20 protein-coding genes and 1 pseudogene are annotated in these 21,044 nt (G+C 63.7%); 19 read left to right on the forward strand and 2 right to left on the reverse strand.

From position 1 onward, the window contains the following. Positions 1–252 precede the first annotated feature (252 nt). The 12 genes and pseudogenes from ARUE_RS18165 (at position 253) to ARUE_RS18220 (ending at position 12,668) form a co-directional block, all read left to right on the forward strand. Positions 253–1,056, forward strand: a complete 804-nt coding sequence (locus ARUE_RS18165; protein ID WP_014922794.1) for a hydroxypyruvate isomerase family protein — start codon at positions 253–255, stop codon at positions 1,054–1,056. A gap of 53 nt (positions 1,057–1,109) precedes the next feature. After that, a pseudogene (locus ARUE_RS18170) lies at positions 1,110–2,006 on the forward strand (2-hydroxy-3-oxopropionate reductase); the annotation flags it as partial. A 125-nt stretch (positions 2,007–2,131) separates the two neighbouring features. After that, a complete protein-coding gene (gene gcl / locus ARUE_RS18175) occupies positions 2,132–3,907 on the forward strand; it encodes a glyoxylate carboligase (protein WP_043470691.1) in 1,776 nt (591 codons plus the stop codon). A 25-nt stretch (positions 3,908–3,932) separates the two neighbouring features. Next, a complete protein-coding gene (locus ARUE_RS18180; protein WP_014922797.1) occupies positions 3,933–5,099 on the forward strand; it encodes a glycerate kinase in 1,167 nt (388 codons plus the stop codon). Then, entirely contained in the window at positions 5,092–6,441 is a 1,350-nt protein-coding gene (gene allB, locus ARUE_RS18185; RefSeq protein WP_014922798.1) for an allantoinase AllB, read from the forward strand. The genes ARUE_RS18180 and allB overlap by 8 nt, the downstream gene beginning before the upstream one ends. Positions 6,442–6,451: 10 nt before the next feature. Next, a complete protein-coding gene (locus ARUE_RS18190; protein WP_011776130.1) occupies positions 6,452–7,279 on the forward strand; it encodes a winged helix-turn-helix domain-containing protein in 828 nt (275 codons plus the stop codon). Between the two features lie 97 nt (positions 7,280–7,376). Beyond that, on the forward strand, positions 7,377–7,844 hold the full coding sequence (bcp, locus tag ARUE_RS18195; protein WP_014922799.1) for a thioredoxin-dependent thiol peroxidase: 468 nt from the start codon (positions 7,377–7,379) through the stop codon (positions 7,842–7,844). 146 nt (positions 7,845–7,990) lie between these two features. Beyond that, a complete protein-coding gene (locus ARUE_RS18200) occupies positions 7,991–9,112 on the forward strand; it encodes a PP2C family protein-serine/threonine phosphatase (protein WP_014922800.1) in 1,122 nt (373 codons plus the stop codon). A 19-nt stretch (positions 9,113–9,131) separates the two neighbouring features. Further along, entirely contained in the window at positions 9,132–11,108 is a 1,977-nt protein-coding gene (locus ARUE_RS18205; RefSeq protein WP_014922801.1) for a glycosyltransferase family 2 protein, read from the forward strand. Next, the gene (locus ARUE_RS18210) at positions 11,098–11,430 is read left to right on the forward strand and encodes an STAS domain-containing protein (RefSeq protein ID WP_014922802.1); all 333 of its coding nucleotides are present in this window, start codon (positions 11,098–11,100) and stop codon (positions 11,428–11,430) included. Before ARUE_RS18205 ends, ARUE_RS18210 begins: the two co-directional genes overlap by 11 nt. Beyond that, entirely contained in the window at positions 11,423–11,842 is a 420-nt protein-coding gene (locus ARUE_RS18215; protein ID WP_014922803.1) for an ATP-binding protein, read from the forward strand. The genes ARUE_RS18210 and ARUE_RS18215 overlap by 8 nt, the downstream gene beginning before the upstream one ends. A gap of 277 nt (positions 11,843–12,119) precedes the next feature. Then, the gene (locus ARUE_RS18220; protein WP_286139805.1) at positions 12,120–12,668 is read left to right on the forward strand and encodes a hypothetical protein; all 549 of its coding nucleotides are present in this window, start codon (positions 12,120–12,122) and stop codon (positions 12,666–12,668) included. A 186-nt stretch (positions 12,669–12,854) separates the two neighbouring features. Here the strand turns inward: ARUE_RS18220 and ARUE_RS18225 are convergent, their stop codons facing one another. After that, complete coding sequence (locus tag ARUE_RS18225; RefSeq protein WP_014922805.1) at positions 12,855–13,949, reverse strand: pyridoxal-phosphate-dependent aminotransferase family protein; 1,095 nt, start codon at positions 13,947–13,949, stop codon at positions 12,855–12,857. 54 nt (positions 13,950–14,003) lie between these two features. Continuing rightward, positions 14,004–15,221: an MFS transporter gene (locus ARUE_RS18230; RefSeq protein ID WP_051025024.1), complete on the reverse strand. Its 1,218-nt coding sequence runs from the start codon at positions 15,219–15,221 to the stop codon at positions 14,004–14,006. 63 nt (positions 15,222–15,284) lie between these two features. On the opposite strand from ARUE_RS18230, the gene ARUE_RS18235 reads away from it, so the two are divergent. From ARUE_RS18235 to purM, 7 genes are all read left to right on the forward strand, one after another. Continuing rightward, positions 15,285–15,746, forward strand: coding sequence for a winged helix-turn-helix transcriptional regulator (locus tag ARUE_RS18235; protein ID WP_011776139.1), 462 nt, complete (start codon positions 15,285–15,287; stop codon positions 15,744–15,746). 83 nt (positions 15,747–15,829) lie between these two features. Then, complete coding sequence (locus tag ARUE_RS18240; RefSeq protein WP_014922807.1) at positions 15,830–16,660, forward strand: phosphatase PAP2 family protein; 831 nt, start codon at positions 15,830–15,832, stop codon at positions 16,658–16,660. A gap of 155 nt (positions 16,661–16,815) precedes the next feature. After that, entirely contained in the window at positions 16,816–17,325 is a 510-nt protein-coding gene (gene uraD, locus ARUE_RS18245) for a 2-oxo-4-hydroxy-4-carboxy-5-ureidoimidazoline decarboxylase (RefSeq protein WP_043471507.1), read from the forward strand. Further along, the gene (gene uraH / locus ARUE_RS18250) at positions 17,322–17,663 is read left to right on the forward strand and encodes a hydroxyisourate hydrolase (RefSeq protein ID WP_014922808.1); all 342 of its coding nucleotides are present in this window, start codon (positions 17,322–17,324) and stop codon (positions 17,661–17,663) included. The genes uraD and uraH overlap by 4 nt, the downstream gene beginning before the upstream one ends. Before the next feature lie 91 nt (positions 17,664–17,754). Beyond that, complete coding sequence (locus tag ARUE_RS18255) at positions 17,755–18,087, forward strand: hypothetical protein (RefSeq protein ID WP_014922809.1); 333 nt, start codon at positions 17,755–17,757, stop codon at positions 18,085–18,087. Positions 18,088–18,233: 146 nt separating this feature from the next. Next, positions 18,234–19,862: an amidophosphoribosyltransferase gene (purF, locus tag ARUE_RS18260; RefSeq protein ID WP_011776144.1), complete on the forward strand. Its 1,629-nt coding sequence runs from the start codon at positions 18,234–18,236 to the stop codon at positions 19,860–19,862. Continuing rightward, a complete protein-coding gene (purM, locus tag ARUE_RS18265) occupies positions 19,859–21,007 on the forward strand; it encodes a phosphoribosylformylglycinamidine cyclo-ligase (protein WP_014922810.1) in 1,149 nt (382 codons plus the stop codon). Before purF ends, purM begins: the two co-directional genes overlap by 4 nt. The last annotated feature ends 37 nt before the right edge of the window (positions 21,008–21,044 follow it).

Below are 21,044 nucleotides of genomic sequence, written 5' to 3' on the forward strand. Positions count from 1 at the left end.
AATGGTCGTCCCGAAATCCAGCGAAGGTACTTTGCACGACCGGACAAAGACCCGCCATGCAACGCGGCGACACCCCTCAGCTGCGACACCCTTGGTATCCCAAATCCCCACCCCCTTGACTCCCACCCCCACCTTCCCTAAACTTTTCATAAAGCAGAATCTAAATTCCACAAAGCGGAAACTGAGGCCAGCGCCAAGGCAGCAGCCAAGCAACGGAAGATAGATCCAAGCCCCTCCTCGGAAGGACCTACGATGACGTACACAGTGAACTGCTCCATCCTCCTGACGGAGCTGCCCTTGCTCGAGCGCCCCGCCGCCGCGAAGGCAGCCGGTTTTGACGCCGTCGAGTTCTGGTGGCCCTTCGAGACCTCCGTCCCCACCGACGCACAAGTAAATGAGTTTGAAACCGCCATTAAGGACGCCGGTGTTCAGCTCACGGGCCTGAACTTCAACGCTGGCAACATGCCCGGCGGCGACCGCGGCCTGGTTTCCTGGAAGGGACGTTGCTCCGAGTTCAAGGACAACATCGACGTCGTAGCCGGCATCGGTGAGCGCCTCGGCTGCAAGGCCTTCAACGCCCTCTACGGCAACCGCCAGGACGAGTTCACCCCTGAAGAGCAGGACGAACTCGCCGCGAAGAACCTCGCCGCAGCAGCGGAAGGCGTCGCCCGCATCGGCGGCACCGTCCTCCTCGAACCGGTCAGCGGCGCACCCAAGTACCCGCTCCTCACCGCCGAAGACGCACTCAAGGTCATCGCCCGCGTCAAGGCAGAATCCGGCGCGCAGAACATCAAGCTCCTCGCCGACTTCTACCACCTGGCAGTCAACGGCGACGACGTCGAATCCGTCATCGAGAACCACGCCAAGGACTTCGGCCACATCCAGATCGCCGACAACCCCGGCCGCGGCGCTCCCGGAACCGGCACGCTCCCCCTCGGCGAATGGATCGCCCGCAGCCGCGAACTCGGCTACGACGGTTACATCGGCCTCGAGTACAAGGAACCGCAGGAATCGGCTTTCAGCTGGGCCATCCGCCAGCGCGCCAACGCCAACTAGCAAACGACGGCGGCACCCGCCCTAGCATCCAGCACACCTGAGCTAAAAAGACTTTCAGAAAGAGAACCACAATGAGCAACGTTGCAGTCATCGGACTCGGAATCATGGGCCTCCCCATGGCCATCAACCTCGTCAAGGCCGGCCACACGGTCACCGGTTTCAACCGCAGCCAGGACAAGATCGATAAGCTCGTCTCCGAGGGCGGCCAGGGTGCCACGAGCATCGCGGACGCAGTCAAGGACGCCGACGTCGTCATCACCATGGTCCCGGACTCCCCCGATGTTGAGGGTGTAGTCAGCGGCAAGGACGGCGTCTTCGCCAACGCGAAGAAGGGCACCATCTGGATCGACGCATCCAGCATCCGCCCGGACGTCGCAAAGCGCCTCTCCGAAGACGCAGTCGCAGCCGGCATCCGCCCGCTCGACGCTCCCGTATCCGGTGGCGAACAGGGCGCAATCGACGCCGTTCTGTCCATCATGGTCGGCGGCGAAGCTGCAGACTTCGAGGCAGCACAGGAAGTCCTCAACGCAGTGGGCAAGACCATCGTCCACGTCGGCCCGTCCGGCTCCGGCCAGACCGTCAAGGCAGCCAACCAGCTGATCGTAGCCGTCAACATCCAGGTCCTCGGCGAGGCCATCGCCTTCCTCGAGGCTTACGGCGTAGACACCGACGCAGCACTGAAGGTCCTGGGCGGCGGCTTGGCCGGCTCCAAGGTCCTCGACCAGAAGGGTCAGAAGATGCTGGACCGCAACTTCGACCCCGGCTTCCGCCTGGCCCTCCACCACAAGGACCTCGGCATCGTCACCTCCGCAGCCCGCGAAGCCAACGTCGCTGTCCCGCTCGGCGCAGTCGTCGCTCAGCTCGTCGCCGCAACCGTCAACCAGGGCGACGGCGGCCTCGACCACTCGGGCCTCTTCAAGCAGGTCCTCCAGCTCAGCGGCCGTAAGTAAGCCCAAAGGCAACAAGCAACACAAAGCAGGGAACCCGCCGTCGTACTTAAACGACGGCGGCTCCCTCACCACACCCAAAAACACCACAGACTTCGCCTGCAAGGGCAAAAAACAAGGAGTACACCATGGCTAAGATGCGCACCGTTGACGCGGCAGTCGCCATCCTGGAAAAGGAAGGCGCCACCGAGGCTTTCGGCCTGCCAGGCGCAGCGATCAACCCCTTCTATTCCGCAATGCGTGCCCACGGCGGCATCCGCCACACGCTGGCCCGCCACGTTGAAGGCGCCAGCCACATGGCTGACGGTTACAGCCGCGCAGCTGATGGCAACATCGGCATCTGCATCGGCACGTCGGGCCCCGCAGGCACGGACATGATCACCGGCCTGTACGCAGCATGGGCAGATTCCATCCCCATGCTCTGCATCACCGGCCAGGCACCCGTTGCCAAACTGCACAAGGAAGACTTCCAGGCTGTGGACATCGAGTCCATCGCCAAGCCGTTGACCAAGTTCGCCATGACCATCCTGGAGCCGGGCCAGGTTCCCGGCGCGTTCCAGAAGGCGTTCCAGCTGATGCGTTCGGGTCGCCCGGGCCCGGTTCTGCTGGACCTGCCCATCGATGTTCAGATGGCTGAGATCGAGTTCGACATCGACGCCTACGAGCCCCTGCCGGTGGAGAAGCCCAAGGCTTCCCGCAAGCAGCTGGAAAAGGCATTGGACCTGCTGACCGCAGCCCAGCACCCGCTGATCGTTGCCGGTGGCGGCATCATCAACGCCGGCGCTTCGGCCCAGCTGGTTGAGCTGGCCGAGATCCTGAACGTTCCCGTGATCCCCACCCTGATGGGCTGGGGCGCCATCCCGGACGACCACCAGCTGATGGCCGGCATGGTTGGCCTGCAGACCTCGCACCGCTACGGCAACGAGACGTTCCTGCAGAGCGACTTCGTCATCGGCATCGGCAACCGTTGGGCCAACCGCCACACCGGCGGCCTGGACACCTACACGGCTGGCCGTAAGTTCGTGCACATCGACATTGAGCCGACCCAGATCGGTCGCGTTTTCTCACCTGACTTGGGCATTACGTCCGACGCCGGTGCGGCGCTGGACGGTCTGTTGGAGCTGGCTCGCGAACGCCAGGCTGCCAAGACCCTGCCGGACTACTCGGGTTGGGTTGCCGAGTGCCAGGAGCGCAAGGGTTCCCTGCACCGCAAGACGAACTTCGACAACGTGCCCATCAAGCCGCAGCGCGTGTACCAAGAGATGAACAAGGCTTTCGGCCGCGACACCACCTACGTGTCCACCATTGGTCTCTCGCAGATCGCCGGCGCACAGATGCTGCACGTGTTCGGTGCCCGCAAGTGGATCAACGCTGGCCAGGCCGGCCCGCTGGGTTGGACCGGTCCCGCCGCACTGGGCGTGGTTCGTGGAACCCCGGACGCCACGGTTGTTGCCCTGTCCGGTGACTACGACTTCCAGTTCATGATCGAGGAACTGGCCGTTGGCGCACAGTTCAACCTGCCGTACATCCACGTTGTGGTGAACAACAGCTACCTGGGCCTGATCCGTCAGAGCCAGCGCGGCTTCAACATGGAACAGAACGTTTCCCTGGCCTTCGAGAACATCAACAGCCCGGAGACCAACGGCTACGGCGTGGACCACATCAAGGTTGCCGAGGGCTTGGGCGTCAAGGCCATCCGCGTTGAGGACCCCAACGATCTGCCTGCCGCTTTCGACAAGGCCAAGGCACTGATGGGCGAGTTCAAGGTTCCCGTGGTTGTTGAAGTGATCCTGGAAAAGATCACCAACATCTCCATGGGCGTTGAGATCAGCGGCGTGAACGAGTTCGAAGAGTTGGCAGAAACCGCGGCGGACGCACCCACCGCGATCCTGACCAAAGCGTAAGTAAGTAAAGGAAGGAGGCACCGGAATGCGTGTTGTCATCGCCCCGGACAAATTCAAGGGCTCGCTGTCCGCGCCCGACGTCGCCGAGCACCTGGCAACAGGACTGCTGGCGGGGTTCGGCCACGGTATTCAAGCAACACGCATTCCGGTGGCCGACGGCGGCGAAGGAACCATCGACGCCGCCATCGGCTCCGGCTTCACCCGCCGGACCACCACCGTCACCGGCCCGCTCGGCGAGCCGGTGAAGGCCGACTTTGCAGTGCGGGACCAGGAAGCTGTCATCGAAATGGCGGCAGCTTCCGGTCTCGCCCTCCTCCCGGACGGCCCCACGTCCGAGGCGGCCAAGACAGCCACCAGCATCGGAACGGGCGAACTCATCCGGGCCGCGCTGGACCTCGGTTGCCGCAAGATCATCCTGGGTGTGGGCGGCAGCGCCAACACCGACGCCGGTGCAGGAGTCCTGCAGGGCCTCGGCGCCGTGTTCCTGGACAAGAACGGCAACGAGCTCCCCGGCGGCGGCGCGGCCTTGGCCGAGCTGGACACCATCGACTTCTCCAACTTCGACGTCCGCGTTGAGGCCACGGAGTTCGTGTTGGCGTCCGACGTCGACAATCCCCTCTTGGGGGCCAGCGGAGCCCCAGCCATCTTCGGTCCGCAGAAGGGCGCGACGCCGGACGACGTCACCTCGCTGGACGCGGCGCTGAGCCACTTTGTCGACGTCCTCGCAGCCACAACCGGGCAGCACGCCAAGTTTGCGGCCAAAGCCGAAGGTGCCGGAGCGGCAGGCGGCGTTGGCTACATTGCCATCGCGGCACTGAAGGCAGAGCGGCGGCCGGGCATCGACGTCGTGCTTGAATTCACTGAACTCGAGCGCAGGCTCAAGGGCGCCGACCTGGTGATCACCGGAGAAGGCAGCCTGGACGAGCAAAGCCTGCTCGGCAAGACTCCCATGGGAGTCTCGCGGGCGGCACAAAGGAACGGGGTTCCCGTGATCGCAGTGTGCGGCAGGAGTACCCTGAGCCGGGAACAACTCACGGATGCCGGCTTCCACACGGTGCATGCACTAACCGATCTGGAAAAAGATGTCCAAAAATGTATCGCTGAAGCAGGTCCGTTGCTTGAACAATTAGGTAAGCACATAGGCGTGTACCTGGCGGAACGGACCGAAAACAAGGAGTACCTCAATGTCTGAAGCAATCGGCGCCTATGACCTCGTTATCCGGGGCCAGCGCATCCTGACCACCGCCGGTATCGCAGCCCGCGAAGTCGGCATCCGCGATGGCATCATCGTCGCCATCGAACCCCTGGGCAATGGCCTCACGGGCAACGAGGTCATTGAACTCGCGGACGACGAAACCCTCATCCCCGGCCTGGTGGACACCCACGTCCACGTCAACGAGCCCGGCCGCACCGAGTGGGAAGGCTTCGCCTCCGCCACCCGTGCCGCAGCTGCCGGTGGCGTGACCACCATCATCGACATGCCGCTGAACTCCATCCCGCCCACCACCACCGTGGACGGCCTGGAGCAGAAGCGCGTGGTCGCCAAGGACCAGGCGTTCGTTGACGTCGGATTCTGGGGCGGTGCCATCCCGGGCAACAAGAGCGACCTCCGCCCGCTGCACGACGAAGGCGTTTTCGGCTTCAAGTGCTTCCTCCTGCACTCCGGCGTGGACGAGTTCCCGCACCTCGATGCAGATGAGATGGAAGAGGACATGAAGGAACTCAAGTCCTTCGATTCCCTCATGATCGTCCACGCCGAGGACTCCCACGCGATCGACCGCGCCCCGCACCCCGGCGGCGACCACTACGAAACCTTCCTGGCCTCCCGCCCCCGCGGCGCCGAGAACAAGGCAATCGCCGAGGTCATCGAACGTGCCCGCTGGACCGGCGCCCGCGCCCACATCCTGCACCTCTCCTCCTCGGACGCGCTGCCGATGATCGCGTCAGCAAAGCGCGACGGCGTCAACCTCACCGTTGAGACCTGCCCGCACTACCTGACGCTCATGGCCGAAGAAATCCCCGACGGCGCCACGGCCTACAAGTGCTGCCCGCCCATCCGCGAGGCCTCCAACCGCGAGCTCCTCTGGAAGGGCCTGCAGGACGGCACCATCGACTGCATCGTCTCGGACCACTCCCCCTCCACGCTGGACCTGAAGGACCTGGAAAACGGCGACTTCGCTGTTGCTTGGGGCGGCGTTTCCTCGCTGCAGCTGGGCCTGTCCCTCATCTGGACCGAAGCCCGTCACCGCGGCATCCCGCTGGAACAGGTTGTCTCGTGGATGGCTGAGAAGCCCGCCGCCCTGGCCCGCCTGCACAACAAGGGCCAGCTCGCCCTGGGCTACGACGCCGACTTCTCCATCTTCGCCCCGGACGAAGCCTTCGTTGTGGACGTCACCAAGCTCAAGCACAAGAACCCGATCACGCCGTACGACGGCCGTCCGCTGGCCGGCGTCGTCCGCAAGACCTACCTGCGCGGAACCCCCATCGACGGCCAGAACCCCGGCGGCAAGCTGCTCCGCCGCGGCAACGTTTAGGTCAACCGTCATGGCAGTCAATGCCTACGGGCCACCGCCGTCGCGAGGACCCGCAGCACGCGGCCTCGCGGGTCGGCGGGCCGGCTTGAATCAACGGAACGGCCTGACCGCACACGGTCTGGCGCTCTGGGTCAACCCGGCCGAGGGCGACGAGATCGATCCTGAGGTCTGGGAGCGGGCAGCACGCCTTGTGCTGGCCCGCGCAATGAAACTTGCCCCGGATGCGGAAGTCCGTATCTGGCCCGCCACCGGGGCAGAGCACTCCGGCGTCGGCGACACTTCCTGGGGCGGCACTCCGCAGGAAGCCGCCGACGCCGGTACCAACGGGACGCAGGCAAGCACAGTTACGCTCGCCGATGCCCTCGCGGAGGCGCGTTTGGAGGCCCGCACTCGGGGCGGTTCACCCTCGAACGGACAATTCACCAGCGCACGCGAGGGTGATTTGTCCGGCGGAGGGGGACGCGCAGCAGAGGGCGACAGCACCGCCGTCGAGCCCGTAACGTTGGCGAGCCGCCGCAGCCAACTTGCGGTGGACCTCGCCGCTGAAGTAGTGCTGCTGGATGGCGAGCCGGTTTCCTTTACTGGCATGGAATATAAGCTGCTGCGCTACCTGGTGGTCAACTGCTCCCGGGCCATCAGTCGTGAAGAATTGCAACGTTTTCTGGAGTCATTTGACCTCCCCGGCGCGGCATTTCGCTCGATCGACGTTTATGTTGGAAGGGTGCGGCGGAAGCTAGGCTCCGCCCGACACACCGTCGCCACCGTCCGTGGTGGCGGCTACCAGTTCGTGCCAGGGCCCTATGCCACAGTGCGCGGACCTGCGGAATACAGCATCTAAGTTCGCTGTTGTAAAAGATCAACGCCCCGCAATGTGCATGACCGCTGTTGTTTGAAATGAAGGCCGGCTGTTTGCCGGTGAAACGTAAAGGATCGCTATGACCCAGAAACTCCTCGTCGGAACGCAAGCACCTGATTTCGCGCTTCTCGACGCCGACGGCACCAAGGTCTCGCTGTCCGATTACCGCGGACGCAACGTCATTGTGTACTTCTACCCGAAGGCAGCCACCCCCGGCTGCACCACCGAGGCTTGCGATTTCCGCGACAACCTCGCCAGCCTGCAGGGCAAGGGATACGACGTTATCGGGATCTCCCCGGACGGCCCGGAGGACCTCGCAAAGTTCACCGGCGAGTTCGCCCTGACCTTCCCCCTGCTCTCTGACGAAGACCACGCTGTGGCCCTCGCCTACGGTGCTTGGGGCGAGAAGCTGGTTGACGGCGAAATCGTCGAAGGCCTGGTCCGCTCCACCGTTGTCCTCGACGGCGAAGGCACCGTGAAGCTCACCCAGTACCAGGTTGCCGCTCAGGGCCACGTCCAGGCGCTCAAGGAAGAGCTGGGCGTCTAACCCTCTCTCACATCCCGCGTGCTTGAGGGAAACCCTCTCTCACATAACTGCACAAAACGTGTAACGCCCGCCCACATTTGTGAGCGGGCGTTTCATGTGTCGTGACTAAACGTGACAAATACCCAGCAGCATTAGTTAATGGAGCCATGGTCTCTCCCACACCCGTGCGCCACGCTGTCGTTGTTGAAGACGACGCTGACATCCGCGGCCTCCTCGTCCTCGTACTGGAGCAGCTCGACTTTGTGGTGACCGAAGCCCCTGACGGTCTCTCCGGCGTCGAGGCTGTCCGCAGAACCAACGCCGAACTGGTGACGCTGGACATCAACCTCCCGGACATCGATGGCATGGAAGTCTGCCGTCGTCTCCGCGAATTCTCGGACGCGTACATCCTGATGCTCACCGCCCGGGCCGACGAGATCGACCGGCTCACAGGCCTGGACACCGGCGCTGACGATTACATCAACAAACCGTTCAGCCCCAAGGAACTCCAGGCCCGCATCCGCGCCCTGTTCCGTCGCGCCGCCCGGACGCCTGCCACCCCCGCCGAGGACGCCGGTCAGAGCGACGAACTCGCCCGCGCTGCAGTGGTGCAGCAGAGCCTCCTGCCGCGCGAAACGGTCCGCCTCAGCGGTTACGACGTCGCTGGCGCCTTCCGCCCTTCGCGCAGCGTTGGTGGGGACTTCTATGACTGGTACCAGACCCGCGACGGCATGCACTTCACGTTCGCGGACGCCATGGGCAAGGGTATGGGTGCCGCACTCATCGCAGCAACGGTCCGCGCCGTGATGCGTTCAGTAGCGGACACCCCTGCAATCGACGCTGCCTTCGGATCCGCCAGCGCCACCATTACCTCCGACCTGGACCAGTCCGGCTCCTTCGTCACCATGTTCCACGCGCGGCTGGACAGCGCCTCGGGAAGACTTAGCTATATCGACGCCGGCCATGGGCTTGCGCTGCACGTTCCCGCTGAAGGGGCGGCGCGGAGGCTGGTCTCTGCCGGACCACCCGTCGGCATTCTGGACGATCAACAGTGGCCCGCTTCTGAGCTGGACCTGGAGCCTGGCGATTCGCTGGTGATCGTCAGCGACGGCGTGCTCGACGCCCACAATTCCTTGGAGGACTTTCAGCGGAACGTGGAGAAAGTGGCGCGCAGCGGCGCTACCTCGGACGATGTCTGCGCCGCTCTGCTGGAGCTGGCACCGGCGGCAACTGCTGAAGACGACGTGACCGCCGTCGTCGTACGCCGAAAACCAAACGCAGGACTGTAAACCGCAAAAGGGGGGATTTGTGACACGTTTCTGGACCCGGCTGATCGTGGTGCTGACGGTCATTTTGGGCGTCAACTACGTAGCGTGGCGTTGGATGGCCTCGCTGAACTGGGAAGCGTGGTGGATCGCTGTTCCATTGGTGATTGCCGAGACGTACAGCCTGATCGATGTCATGTTGTTCGGCCTGACCGTGTGGAACATCAAATTCCGGAAACCGCCACCCCCTCCCCCAGCCGACGCAACGGTGGACGTCTTCATCACCACCTACAACGAGCCGTTGGACCTGGTGATGACTACGGCCTTGGCGGCCAAGGAGATCCGCTGGCCGCACAGTACCTGGATCCTCGACGACGGCGATCGCCCCGAGATGCGCGAACTCGCCGAATCGAACGGGATTGGCTACGTCACGCGCGGCGCGGACTGGACACCGGACATGCCGCGGCACGCCAAGGCCGGCAACCTGAACAACGCGCTCATGCTCACCTCCGGCGAGTACCTGTTGATTCTCGACGCCGACCAGATCCCCGAGCCGGACATCCTGGACAAGACGTTGGGTTACTTCAACGACGACAAGGTGGCGTTGGTCCAGACCCCGCAGTACTTCATCAACGTCCCCGCCGACGACCCCCTCGGCAGCCAGGCTCCCCTGTTCTACGGCCCCATCCAGCAGGGCAAGGACGGCTGGAACGCTGCATTCTTCTGCGGGTCCAATGCGATTCTCCGACGGGAAGCCCTCATGCAGCTGGGCCTTGTGGGCTACGTCAAAGCCACCGAGAAGAGCGTCCGGCGAGCCCTCGCTGCCTCGCGCACCGCCATTAAGAAGGCACGGCGATCACCCGAGGCCGAGAACCCCCTCGTGGAGCAGATGCTGAACGAGGTGGAAGCCGCCACGGAATCAGCGCAGAAGGAACTCGAAGCCGGGGCATCCCTCAGCGAAATCACGTACCGGGTCCGCCGCCAAGTGGACGACGCCGTTCGCACCCTGGTGGCCGCCGACTTCTCAGCACTCCAATCGGACCTCGAAGAGATCGCTGCCATGGAACTCGCCCACGTCGGCGAGTCGGGCGTGACAACTGTGGCGACTGACGCCGTCGACCGCATGTCCGGACGCGACTGGTCCCCGCTGGGTGCGCTCGAGTCGGTTCACGCTGTCCTGGACGCCATCTCGGTGGAACGCACCGACGAGGCCCAGCCAATCATGCCGCTGGCCACCATCTCCGTCACCGAGGACATGGCCACCGCGATGCGCCTGCACGGCCTGGGTTGGAAGAGCGTGTACCACCACGAAATCCTCGCTAACGGGCTGGCTCCGGAGGACGTCAAAACCATGCTGACCCAGCGCCTCCGCTGGGCCCAGGGCACCATGCAGGTCCTCCTCCGCGAGAACCCGTTGGTCCAGCGCCGGCTCACGTGGGGCCAACGGCTCATGTACTTCTCCACGATGTGGACGTACCTGAGCGGCTTCGCTGCCGTGGTCTATTTCGCGGCGCCCATCATCTACCTGACGCTCGGCATCCTGCCGGTCAACAGCATCAGCTCCGACTTCTTCATCCGCTTCATCCCGTTCATGGTGGTCAACCAACTGCTGTTCCTGGTGGCCGGGCATGGGATTCCCACCTGGCGCGGACAGCAGTACAGCCTTGCCCTGTTCCCCACGTGGATCAAGGCCTGCACGACGGCGGCACGGAACGTTTGGTTCGGACGTCCCCTCGGGTTTGCGGTCACCCCCAAGGCACGGCAAAGCGGCGGACCCAGCTGGAGCCTGATCCGGCCACAGATCATCGTGGCCGTCTTGCTGGCAGTGGCGCTGATTGTTGGCCTTATTCGGCTACTCGCCGGAATGTCCGAGCCCTTAGGCACACTGGTAAACGTAGCGTGGGTTGCATTCGACCTTGTGGTCCTGAGCGTGCTGGTCAAGGCAGTTTTGTACAAAGGTTTCGTGCCCGAAGTTGTCGGGCCGGAGCGCCCCGAGGAGAGGAATGCAGATGCAGTTTAGCTATGAGGTCAACGACTCCTACGCGGAGGTGAAGGGCGTGGGCCGGCTGAACATGGTGGCCGCTCCCAAGCTGCGCGAAGTAGTGGCCGAGGTTGTTGCCGGTGGCTCCAGCCGTGTGGTGGTGAATCTGGCAGAAACCGACTTCATGGATTCCTCCGGGCTTGGCGCCCTGATCGGTTGCCTCAAGGCCGCACGGCAGGCAGGCGGCGACCTCCGGATCGCCGGGGTCCAGCCGCAGGTCAAGATGGTTCTGGAACTGACCAACATGGACAGGGTACTCACGGCGTACCCCACCGCAGAAGCTGCGTTCGGCGATGACTGAGGTCATCGCCAGCCGGGGCTTCCATGGGCCGTCCAACGAGGAAGCTATCGAGGCCATCCACAACGAGCTGGACGCCCTGTGGGACGACGCCTCCTTCGTGCCGGACATGGATCGGATGACCTTCGCTACGGCCGTCATCGAGGCAGCCGCGAACATCGTGCAGCACGCGCTTCCCGTGGCGGAGAAACCTGTGGAGATCGACGTCGACATCAGCGTCCGTCCTACCCGACTGGTGGCACGGGTCAGTGCGTTCAACGCCCGCGAACCATTTGCCAATGACATGCAGGCCTCCATGCCGGACTCGGACGCAGAGTCCGGCCGCGGGCTGGCACTGATCGAGGCTTTGGTGACCACAGTGACTTTCGAGCGTCAGGACGGCACCAACACCTGGATCCTGACCCGCGACACCTAACCCTCTCTCACCTCCCGCGCGCTTGACCGCAACCCTCTCTCACCTCCCCGCGCTTGACCGCAACCCTCTCTCACCTCCCGCGCCCTTGACCGCAACCCTCTCTCACCTCCCGCGCCCTTCCGGCCAACCCTCTCTCACCTCCCGCGCGCTTGACCGCAACCCTCTCTCATCTGCAAAGGGTTGTTCTCCCCATCGCCGAGCGCAACGCAGCGTGACAGCATTCGGTGAGATCCGCCGTCGAGCACTAAATGAAACCGGGGAAGAAATGAACCGCTGCATGCTTCGAACATCAGCGCGCCCGTTCGCGGTGGCCGTTGCCCTCGTCATGGGATCTGTTGGTGCTGCCGGGTGCAGCGCCCCCGGCGAAAGCACACGGGAACCCAGCAAGGCGCCTCCCATTACTTCCGAACCTGCTCCTGTCCCTGAGAGCATCGCCAGGTACGACGCTCTGACCAAGGAACTTGTCGCCGCCTTGGAAACGAAGATGCCGGACATCATCTGGTCCGTCGACGGCCCGGCAAGCATGAGCCTCGCCGGAGACGGAAGATGCATGCTCTCCCCGCAAAGCATGAAAAGCAGCGCGGACATCGTGGATCCATCCAGAAACTTTGAGGATCTCTTCGCTGCGGCCGATCCTGTCCTCGAAAAGCACGGATTTCCTGCCTTCGACGGAACCGATCCTGTTCCCGGAGGGTGGGTGGTCACACGGAGCACTGATGCCGTGGGCGCCACGGTGAGCGTCCGATCAAAGTTCCCCGCCTACCTCGACGTCACAGTTCCAGTTAAGTCCGCGAGCTGCGACCCGAAGGAAATCCCGGCCAGCTGACCAAGCACGCGGGACATGAGAGAGCGTCCCACCCAAACACGCGGGACATGAGAGAGCGTCGCGCCCAAGCACGCGGGATGTGAGAGAGCGTGCCGCTCAAGCACGCGGGACGTGAGAGAGCGTCCCACCCAAACACGTTGGACATGAGAGAGCGTCCCACCCAAACACGCGGGATGTGAGAGAGCGTCAGGCTTTGGCGATGGCCTCTTTCAGGGCGCCCAGCACCAGGGTCACGGAAGCGCTGTTCGCGTTCGGGCCCATCATTCCGATGCGCCACACAGTGTCCGCGAACTCACCGACACCCGAGCCGATTTCCATACTGAAGTTTTCCAGAAGGTAAGCGCGGACGGCAGCCGAGTTGACGCCGTCGGGCACTTTGACCGTGGTGAGGCTCGGCAACCGGGAACCCTCGGCGGCGAACAGTTCCAGCCCCATGTCCTGCAGCCCTTCCTGCAAGGCCGCACCAGCAGCGCGATGCCGGGCCTGAACAACGTCCAGCCCCTCGGCCAGGATGCGGTCCAGGGCTGCTTCAAGGCCGGCAATCATGGTGACGGGCGCAGTGTGGTGATACGTCCGGGCACCGCTGGCCGCGCCGACGTACCCGCCGAGCAGCCCGATATCGAGATACCAGGAGCGCGGATCCTTGACCCGGCGCTCAAAGGCGCGGTCGGACACCGTGAACGGCGACAATCCTGGCGGCACACCCAGGCATTTCTGCGTTCCGGCGTATCCGACGTCGATCCCCCAGTCGTCTGCCCGGAGCTCCAAACCGCCGATGGACGTGACGGCGTCAGTAATCAACAGCGCGTCGCCCTTGCCGGCACCGAGCGCAGCGATGTCGGAGAGCACGCCCACGGAAGTCTCGGCATGAACGGCAGCGATCACCTTCGGATGAGGGTGTGCCGAGAGTACGCGGTCAGCGTCTACGGGCTGTCCCCATTCATGATCAACGCGGACAACCGTTGCCCCGCATCGCCGGGCCACCTCGCACATTCGCGCCCCAAAAAGTCCGTTGACAGCGATCACTGCCACGTCGCCGTCGGACACGGTATTCACGAAAGCCGCTTCCATGCCGCCGGAGCCCGTGGCACTCAGCGGAAGAGTCCGCGCATTGGACGTACCCCACACAGTCCGGAGGCCTTCGCAGGTATGGTCGAGCCGTTCAATGAACACCGGATCCAGGTGGCCGAGCACGGGATAGGCCAGGGCGGACATGGCTTCGGGGTAGCAATTGCTCGGGCCGGGACCGAACAGGAACCTGGACGTCAGAATGTCTGGCATGTGCGAACTCCTTCAGCTGCTTGAGGTCATTCTGCCCCAGCCCGCTGTGCGGAGCTAACCAACACCCCCAGCATGCTTGCTGTGGCGCCTCAGCCGGTCCGTTCCCCAAACCGCGAGCGCAAGCAGCGCGAATCCTGCCCCAAGAACGCTGGCCCCGGTCCATCCCCAGACATCGAACACCGGGGCAACGGCGGCGGCGCCCAGCGCACTGCCCACCGAGTAGAACACCATGTAGCTGCCAATGATGCTGCTGGCGGACTCTTCAGCGCCCGCCACGATCATGGTTTGACTGCTGACATGAACGGCCTGCACAGCGGCGTCGAGCACGATGATGCCGGCGATGAACCAGAGCAATGACCAGTTCCCCAGGGACAGCGTGAGCCACGAGCCCAGGAGCGCCACCAAGCTGAAACCCGTGACCCGTTGTCCCCATCCGCGGTCTGCCGCAGCACCAGCTTTGGACGCAGCCAGTATTCCCACAAGGCCAGCCAGCCCGAAGAGCCCAACAATGCCCGGCGGTAGGTTCCACGCGGGCCCGCTGAGCAGCAACGACATACCGCTCCACAGCACTCCAAAGGACCCGAACAGGAGCATGGTGATGAGCGCACGGGTCCGGAATACAGGGTTGCGGCGGGTCAGGACAACAACCGACGTGACAGCCTGCCAGTAGCGCACTTCGCCGCGGGCGCAGCTGTCCGGCGGCAGGGCGCGGAAGACGGCGACGGCGAGGACCGCCCCGGCCGCCGCCGCGAACACGTAAACCGACCTCCACCCCCATAACTCCGTCATGCCGCCAGCTACGGTCCGTGCAAGGATGAGGCCACTTACGACGCCGGCAGTAACAGTACCGATGCTTCCGCCCCTTTGGTCGGGGCTACTGGATGCGGCGGTGTACGCGACGATGGTCTGCACTACGGATGAGGCCAGGCCCAGGAGCGCGAAGGCGAGCAGCAAGGCTGTTTGGGATGAAGCAAGGGTTACGGCAAAGGCGCCGACTGCGCTGGCAGCCACTTGGACTGTGATGAGTTTGCGACGGTCCACCATGTCCCCCAATGGCACCAGGAGAACAAGCCCCAGGAGATATCCGGCTTGGGATGACGCCACGATCCAGCCGATGCTCGCCACGGAGATATCCATGTCGGCGCTGATGCGCTCCAAGAGTGGCTGGCCGTAGTAGATGTTCGACACCATGAATCCTGCGACGCCCGCGAGGAACAGCACCAGGGTACGGCTGATTCCTTGCGTGGATTTCGTCAGTTGGTCACTGCTCATGGCACCTTCTCCATTATTTTGGTTTCGATATGCAACCATTTGAGACTATGGCAGAATGGTTTCATGTTGCAACCAAGTAGTATCGAGTGGACCGATCCCGAATGCCCGGTAGCCCGGGCGGCCGACCTTGTGGGCGACAAATGGATCCTGCTGATCATCCGGGATTCACTGGACGGCAAGCGTCGCTTCTCAGAATTTGAGAGATCGCTGGGCGCGGCGAAGAACATCCTTTCGGACCGCCTGCGCCTCCTGGTAGACAGGGGCGTCCTCACTCGGATCCCCAATGACCGGGGCACTCGAACCGAGTACGAGCTAACAAGCGCGGGACGGGACCTCTTCACCCTCATCCTCAGTCTCCGGCAGTGGGGCGAACGTAACGCCTTCGGTCCCGACGAAGCGCACTCAACCTTGGTGGACCCCGCGACGGGTCGGTCGGTTCCACAGCTCCGCCCGCTCCGCGACACCGGCGCGGAGCTCAAGCAGGAACAGACACTGCTGGTGAAAGTGGGCGAATCACTGCCCTGATGCCAGCAAAGCCCAGGAACCCCCAAGCCCCAACTGCTAAGGTTACTCACCAATACTGAGGCCGCCACGGATAGGGGACGCGAGTGACGACTGAAGGAAAAGAGGCGCCGGAGCAAGGCGTCAGGGGCGAGGTAAGCCAGGACCGTTTCGTCGCCGGGCAGGACCTGACGCGCTGGAAGTCCCCTGCCGGCCGGGTGCTGGCCGGAGGCGCCGAAAAAGTCACGTCCCTGCTCGGGCCGTATGCAGCCCTGATCATCACCCTTATTGTGGGACTTGCCGTTGCCCTGTCCCTGGCCCTGGTGTTTGGTGAGGTCTACGAGTCCGTGACGGAAGCCGACGGCGTGGCCGGATTGGATGATCCCGTGCTGGCGGCGGCCAAGACGGTGCGCTCTCCCGCTTTGGACGCGGCAACCACCGCCTACACGAATATTGGCGGCACCGTGGGCATGCCCCTCATCGCCGTGGGCATCATGATTTTCCTGGCCACCAAAAGGAGGTCATGGACTCCTGTCATCCTAATGCTCGCAGCAGGTCTGGGATCCTTGATCATCACCGTCTTGGGCAAGCCGATCTTCGGCCGCAGCCGCCCGGACATCGCGGACGCAATTCCTCCTTACGAGCACTCCGCATCATTCCCCAGCGGCCACTCTTTGAACTCCCTGGTGATAGCCGGCATCGTGGCCTACCTGATCATCCTGAGGCTCAAGACCACCAAGGCGAGGGTTATCACGGTGCTCCTGGCCGCGGCTTTCGCTTTCACGATGGGCCTCAGCCGGGTCTACCTGGGCCACCATTGGCTGACGGATGTCTTGGCAGCCTGGGCTATTGGCATCGCCTGGCTGGCGTTGGTAATCACGGCGCATCGCCTCTACCTCACGGCTCGAACGCGCCGTCACAGCGCTGTAGGCTCTTGACACCAGCCCGCCCACTCGGCTTAACTGAATTACGTATGCTGAAATAACAGTTCCATGATGCGGAAGCTTGAAGCACGGGCTTCCTCCTGTACCAGCAGGAGTTCCGCATAGCCCACACCATGGATGCCAGCATTTTGCATGAGGATGACACAAGCATGGAGCTTGCAGTATTCAACAGTGTTGAACGGGACCAGGCCATCAAGACGCTGACCCCTTGCCTGGATATCAGCCGCTGGGTGGAAGCAATCGTTGACGCGCGTCCGTACGCCAGCGTCGACGAACTGCTAGGGCAAGCGCAGCGCGCCGCCGAGCCCTTCACCGCGGCCGAGGTGGAGTCAGCCATGGCCCACCACCCCAGGATCGGCGAACGCCCCAAGGCGCAGACCACCGAGGCCGCGATGTCGCGCTCGGAACAGGCCGGCGTGGACCCAGGCGACAACCACACCACAGCCGCACTCGCCGAGGGCAACCGCGCCTACGAGGAGAAGTTCGGCAGGGTCTTCCTGATTCGCGCTGCGGGTCGCAGCGCCGAGGAAATCCTCAACACCCTCCAGGAACGCATCACCCACACCCCCGAAGAAGAAGACACGATCGTGGCCGGCCAGCTCCGCGAGATCGCACTGTTGCGTCTCTCCGGACTGATCAGCGAAGGAGTCAACGCATGAGCGTTTCACAGGTAACAACCCATATTCTGGACACCGGTTCCGGACGCCCGGCGGCGGGTGTCGCCGTCGTACTTTACGTCCGCGAAGGCGACGACTGGAACCTGGTGGCGAAGGGCGAAACCGACGCCGACGGCCGTATCAAGACGCTCGGCCCCGAACGGATTCCGGGCGGCGCCTACCGCTTGAACTTCGCTACGGGCGCTTACTACGAGGGCCTCGGTACCGAGACGTTCTTCCCGGAAGTGGACCTGAACTTCACAGTTTCCGACGCCGGCGAGCACTACCACGTGCCTCTCCTGCTGAGCCCGTTCGCGTTCTCGACGTACCGCGGCAGCTAGCACACCCCGCCGAGTTGCCAGTTAATGCCAATGTTCACCACGAACATTGGCATTAACTGTCACATCGGCGGAGAACGGTACGCTTGAAGGCATGGCTTCAGAGGACACCACCCCCAACTCCGCCCGCCGCGAGATCACCGTTCGCCGGGCGCCCAAGTTTGTACCCTTCATGATTTTGGGGGCCGTGGTTGGTGCAATCGTGGCCGCGATCATCGCCTACGGGCGCCAGGCCGACCCCGCGTTTGATGCCGGCACTGTGTTCGGATTCTTCCTGATTGTCTGCGCCGGCGGCGGCGTCATCCTTTTCTCCATCCTCGCCCTGATCCTGGACCGCCTCAGCGTCAAGCGCACCCAGCGCGCCGTAGTGGAGCCCGTTCCGGACTCGGTTCCGGATGAAGGACCAGAGAACGACGACGTCCGCTAAGTCAGGCGCTTGGCCCGCCTCTTCGCAGGGCAGCAAATGTGAGACACGCCGCATTTTCGCGGGAACACGCCTATTCTGCGCCCGTTCACAGGGTCACATAGCCCGCGGGGGAACGTACCACGGCCACAACATGAGACAATCGACCAGTGGCACGTGGCGACGGAAAACTTTCTCATGATCTTCTCCCCGGCGAAAAAGGCCCTCAGGACGCTTGTGGCGTCTTTGGGGTCTGGGCTCCCGGTGAAGAAGTAGCAAAACTCACCTATTACGGGCTGTATGCGCTGCAGCACCGCGGACAAGAATCGGCTGGTATCGCTACCAGTGACGGCAAGCGCATCAATGTCTATAAGGACATGGGCCTTGTGTCCCAAGTCTTCGATGAGACAACCCTGAACACCCTTACCGGGCACCTGGCCGTGGGCCACTGCCGGTATTCCACCACCGGTGCAAGCCACTGGGCCAACGCGCAGCCAACCCTGGGTGCAACAGCAACCGGCACGGTTGCCTTGGCTCACAACGGCAACCTGACTAACACCGCTGAGCTCCGGGAAATGATCCTCGAGCGCAACGACGGCCAGCTGACCGGTGAAATGAAGCAGGGCAACACCTCGGACACCGCACTGGTGACAGCTCTCCTTGAGGGCGAAGAGGGCAAGACCCTGGAGCAGACTGCTCTGGAGCTGCTGCCCAAGATCAAGGGTGGCTTCTGCTTCGTCTTCATGGACGAAGGAACCCTCTACGCAGCCCGCGATACGTACGGCATCCGCCCGCTGTGTCTTGGCCGTCTGGAGCGCGGCTGGGTTGTCGCCTCAGAGCAAGCCGGCCTGGCTACCGTTGGCGCGAGCTTCATCCGCGAGATCGAGCCCGGCGAATTCATTGCCATCGATGAGGACGGCGTCCGTTCGCAGCGCTTCGCCGAGGCGACTCCCGCCGGCTGTGTCTTCGAGTACGTCTACCTCGCCCGCCCGGATGCTGCCATCGCCGGCCGCTCCGTGTACGAGGCCCGTGTTGAGATGGGCCGCCAGTTGGCCCGCGAAAACACGCATGAGGCAGACCTCGTGATTCCGGTTCCCGAGTCCGGTACCCCCGCGGCGGTTGGATACGCAGAGCAGTCCGGCATCCCGTTCGCACACGGCTTCGTCAAGAACGCGTACGTGGGCCGCACGTTCATCCAGCCGTCGCAGACGCTGCGCCAGCTGGGTATCCGGCTCAAGCTCAACGCTCTGGAATCCGTCATCCGTGGCAAGCGCATTGTTGTAGTTGATGACTCGATCGTCCGTGGCAACACGCAGCGCGCCATCGTTCGGATGCTCCGTGAAGCCGGTGCCGCAGCAGTGCACGTCAAGATTTCATCTCCCCCGGTTCAGTGGCCCTGCTTCTACGGCATCGACTTCGCGTCCCGCGCGGAACTCATCGCCAACGGCGCCACCATCGAGGAGATCTCGCAGGCTATCGGCGCTGACTCGCTGGCCTACATCTCCGAGGACGGCATGATCGGCGCTACCCAGCAGCCGCGCGAACGCCTCTGCACCGCCTGTTTCACGGGCAAATACCCCATCGAGCTGCCGCACGCGGACAAGTTGGGCAAGAACCTGCTGGAGCGCACCGACCTTGGCGGCTTGCCTGCTGCAGAAGACACGTCCGTGGACGACACCGAGGACCCTGCCGAGAAGCCGGGCGCCACGGGTTGCGATCCCGGGCCTGACGCCGAATTCGAAAACCTGCTTACCGACGCTGATCGTTTGACCGACGCCGACAAGAAAGAGTCTGTATGACCTCCGCAACCCCTGCCGCTGAGAACAACTCCGGTATCACCTACGCCTCCGCGGGTGTCGACGTCGAAGCGGGAGACCGTGCAGTCGAACTCATGAAGGGCGCTATCAAGGCGACCCACAACTCGTCGGTGATTGGCGGCGTCGGCGGTTTCGCTGGCCTGTATGACGTCTCCAAGCTGCTTACCTACAAGAAGCCGCTGCTGGCAACGTCCACGGACGGCGTTGGCACCAAGGTCGCTATCGCCCAGGCCATGGACATCCACGACACCATCGGTTTCGACCTGGTTGGCATGGTGGTGGACGACATCGTTGTGGTGGGTGCTGAGCCCCTGTACATGACGGACTACATCGCGTGCGGCAAGGTTGTCCCGGAGCGCATCGCGGACATCGTCCGCGGTATCGCTGCTGCGTGTTCCGTCGCCGGCACCGCCTTGGTGGGTGGCGAAACCGCTGAGCACCCGGGTCTCCTGGGTGAGCACGAGTACGACGTCGCAGGTGCCGCTACAGGCATCGTCGAAGCCGACGCATTGCTCGGCCCGGACCGCGTCCGCGCAGGCGACGTCGTCATCGGCATGGCTTCCTCCGGCCTGCACTCCAACGGCTACTCCCTGGTCCGCCGCGTCATCAACCACGCCGGCTGGGCCCTGGACCGCCAGGTTTCCGAACTCGGCCGCACGCTGGGTGAAGAACTCCTGGAGCCCACCCGCGTTTACGCAGCCGACTGCTTGGACCTCGCACGCACCTTCCCGGTCACGGGCGACGCAGCAGTTCATGGCTTCAGCCACGTCACCGGTGGCGGCCTGGCAGCCAACCTGGCCCGTGTCCTCCCGCAGGGCCTCGTGGCCACGGTTGACCGCAACACCTGGGAACTGCCCGCCATCTTCAAATTGGTCTCTGAGCTGGGCAACGTTCCGCTGGCCGACCTGGAGCGCACACTGAACCTTGGCGTGGGCATGGTTGCCATTGTTTCCGCCGAAGCAGCCGATGCAGCTGTTGCCCGCCTCAACGACCGCGGCCTGCCGTCCTGGGTGATGGGTACCGTCTCGGCAGACAGCGACTCGATCGACAAGACCGGCCCGGACTACGTCCAGGGTGCCAAGGGCGTCGACGGCGGCGCTGTCCGTTTGGTGAACGCCTACGCCTAAGCGCGTACCGCTTTGTAGAGAGCGGCCGGGCAGTCAC

The sequence above is a fragment of the Arthrobacter sp. Rue61a genome, assembly GCF_000294695.2.
Classification (GTDB): domain Bacteria; phylum Actinomycetota; class Actinomycetes; order Actinomycetales; family Micrococcaceae; genus Arthrobacter; species Arthrobacter aurescens_A.

Coding starts and splice junctions, on each gene's coding strand:
- ARUE_RS18220 (WP_286139805.1), top strand. CDS start 12,120: ATGCTTCGAACATCAGCGCGCCCGTTCGCGGTGGCCGTTGCCCTCGTC.
- ARUE_RS18180 (WP_014922797.1), top strand. CDS start 3,933: ATGCGTGTTGTCATCGCCCCGGACAAATTCAAGGGCTCGCTGTCCGCG.
- ARUE_RS18200 (WP_014922800.1), top strand. CDS start 7,991: ATGGTCTCTCCCACACCCGTGCGCCACGCTGTCGTTGTTGAAGACGAC.
- ARUE_RS18190 (WP_011776130.1), top strand. CDS start 6,452: ATGGCAGTCAATGCCTACGGGCCACCGCCGTCGCGAGGACCCGCAGCA.
- uraD (WP_043471507.1), top strand. CDS start 16,816: ATGGAGCTTGCAGTATTCAACAGTGTTGAACGGGACCAGGCCATCAAG.
- ARUE_RS18215 (WP_014922803.1), top strand. CDS start 11,423: ATGACTGAGGTCATCGCCAGCCGGGGCTTCCATGGGCCGTCCAACGAG.
- ARUE_RS18225 (WP_014922805.1), bottom strand. CDS start 13,949: ATGCCAGACATTCTGACGTCCAGGTTCCTGTTCGGTCCCGGCCCGAGC.
- purM (WP_014922810.1), top strand. CDS start 19,859: ATGACCTCCGCAACCCCTGCCGCTGAGAACAACTCCGGTATCACCTAC.
- ARUE_RS18255 (WP_014922809.1), top strand. CDS start 17,755: ATGGCTTCAGAGGACACCACCCCCAACTCCGCCCGCCGCGAGATCACC.
- gcl (WP_043470691.1), top strand. CDS start 2,132: ATGGCTAAGATGCGCACCGTTGACGCGGCAGTCGCCATCCTGGAAAAG.
- ARUE_RS18235 (WP_011776139.1), top strand. CDS start 15,285: ATGTTGCAACCAAGTAGTATCGAGTGGACCGATCCCGAATGCCCGGTA.
- allB (WP_014922798.1), top strand. CDS start 5,092: ATGTCTGAAGCAATCGGCGCCTATGACCTCGTTATCCGGGGCCAGCGC.
- uraH (WP_014922808.1), top strand. CDS start 17,322: ATGAGCGTTTCACAGGTAACAACCCATATTCTGGACACCGGTTCCGGA.
- ARUE_RS18230 (WP_051025024.1), bottom strand. CDS start 15,221: ATGAGCAGTGACCAACTGACGAAATCCACGCAAGGAATCAGCCGTACC.
- bcp (WP_014922799.1), top strand. CDS start 7,377: ATGACCCAGAAACTCCTCGTCGGAACGCAAGCACCTGATTTCGCGCTT.
- ARUE_RS18210 (WP_014922802.1), top strand. CDS start 11,098: ATGCAGTTTAGCTATGAGGTCAACGACTCCTACGCGGAGGTGAAGGGC.
- ARUE_RS18165 (WP_014922794.1), top strand. CDS start 253: ATGACGTACACAGTGAACTGCTCCATCCTCCTGACGGAGCTGCCCTTG.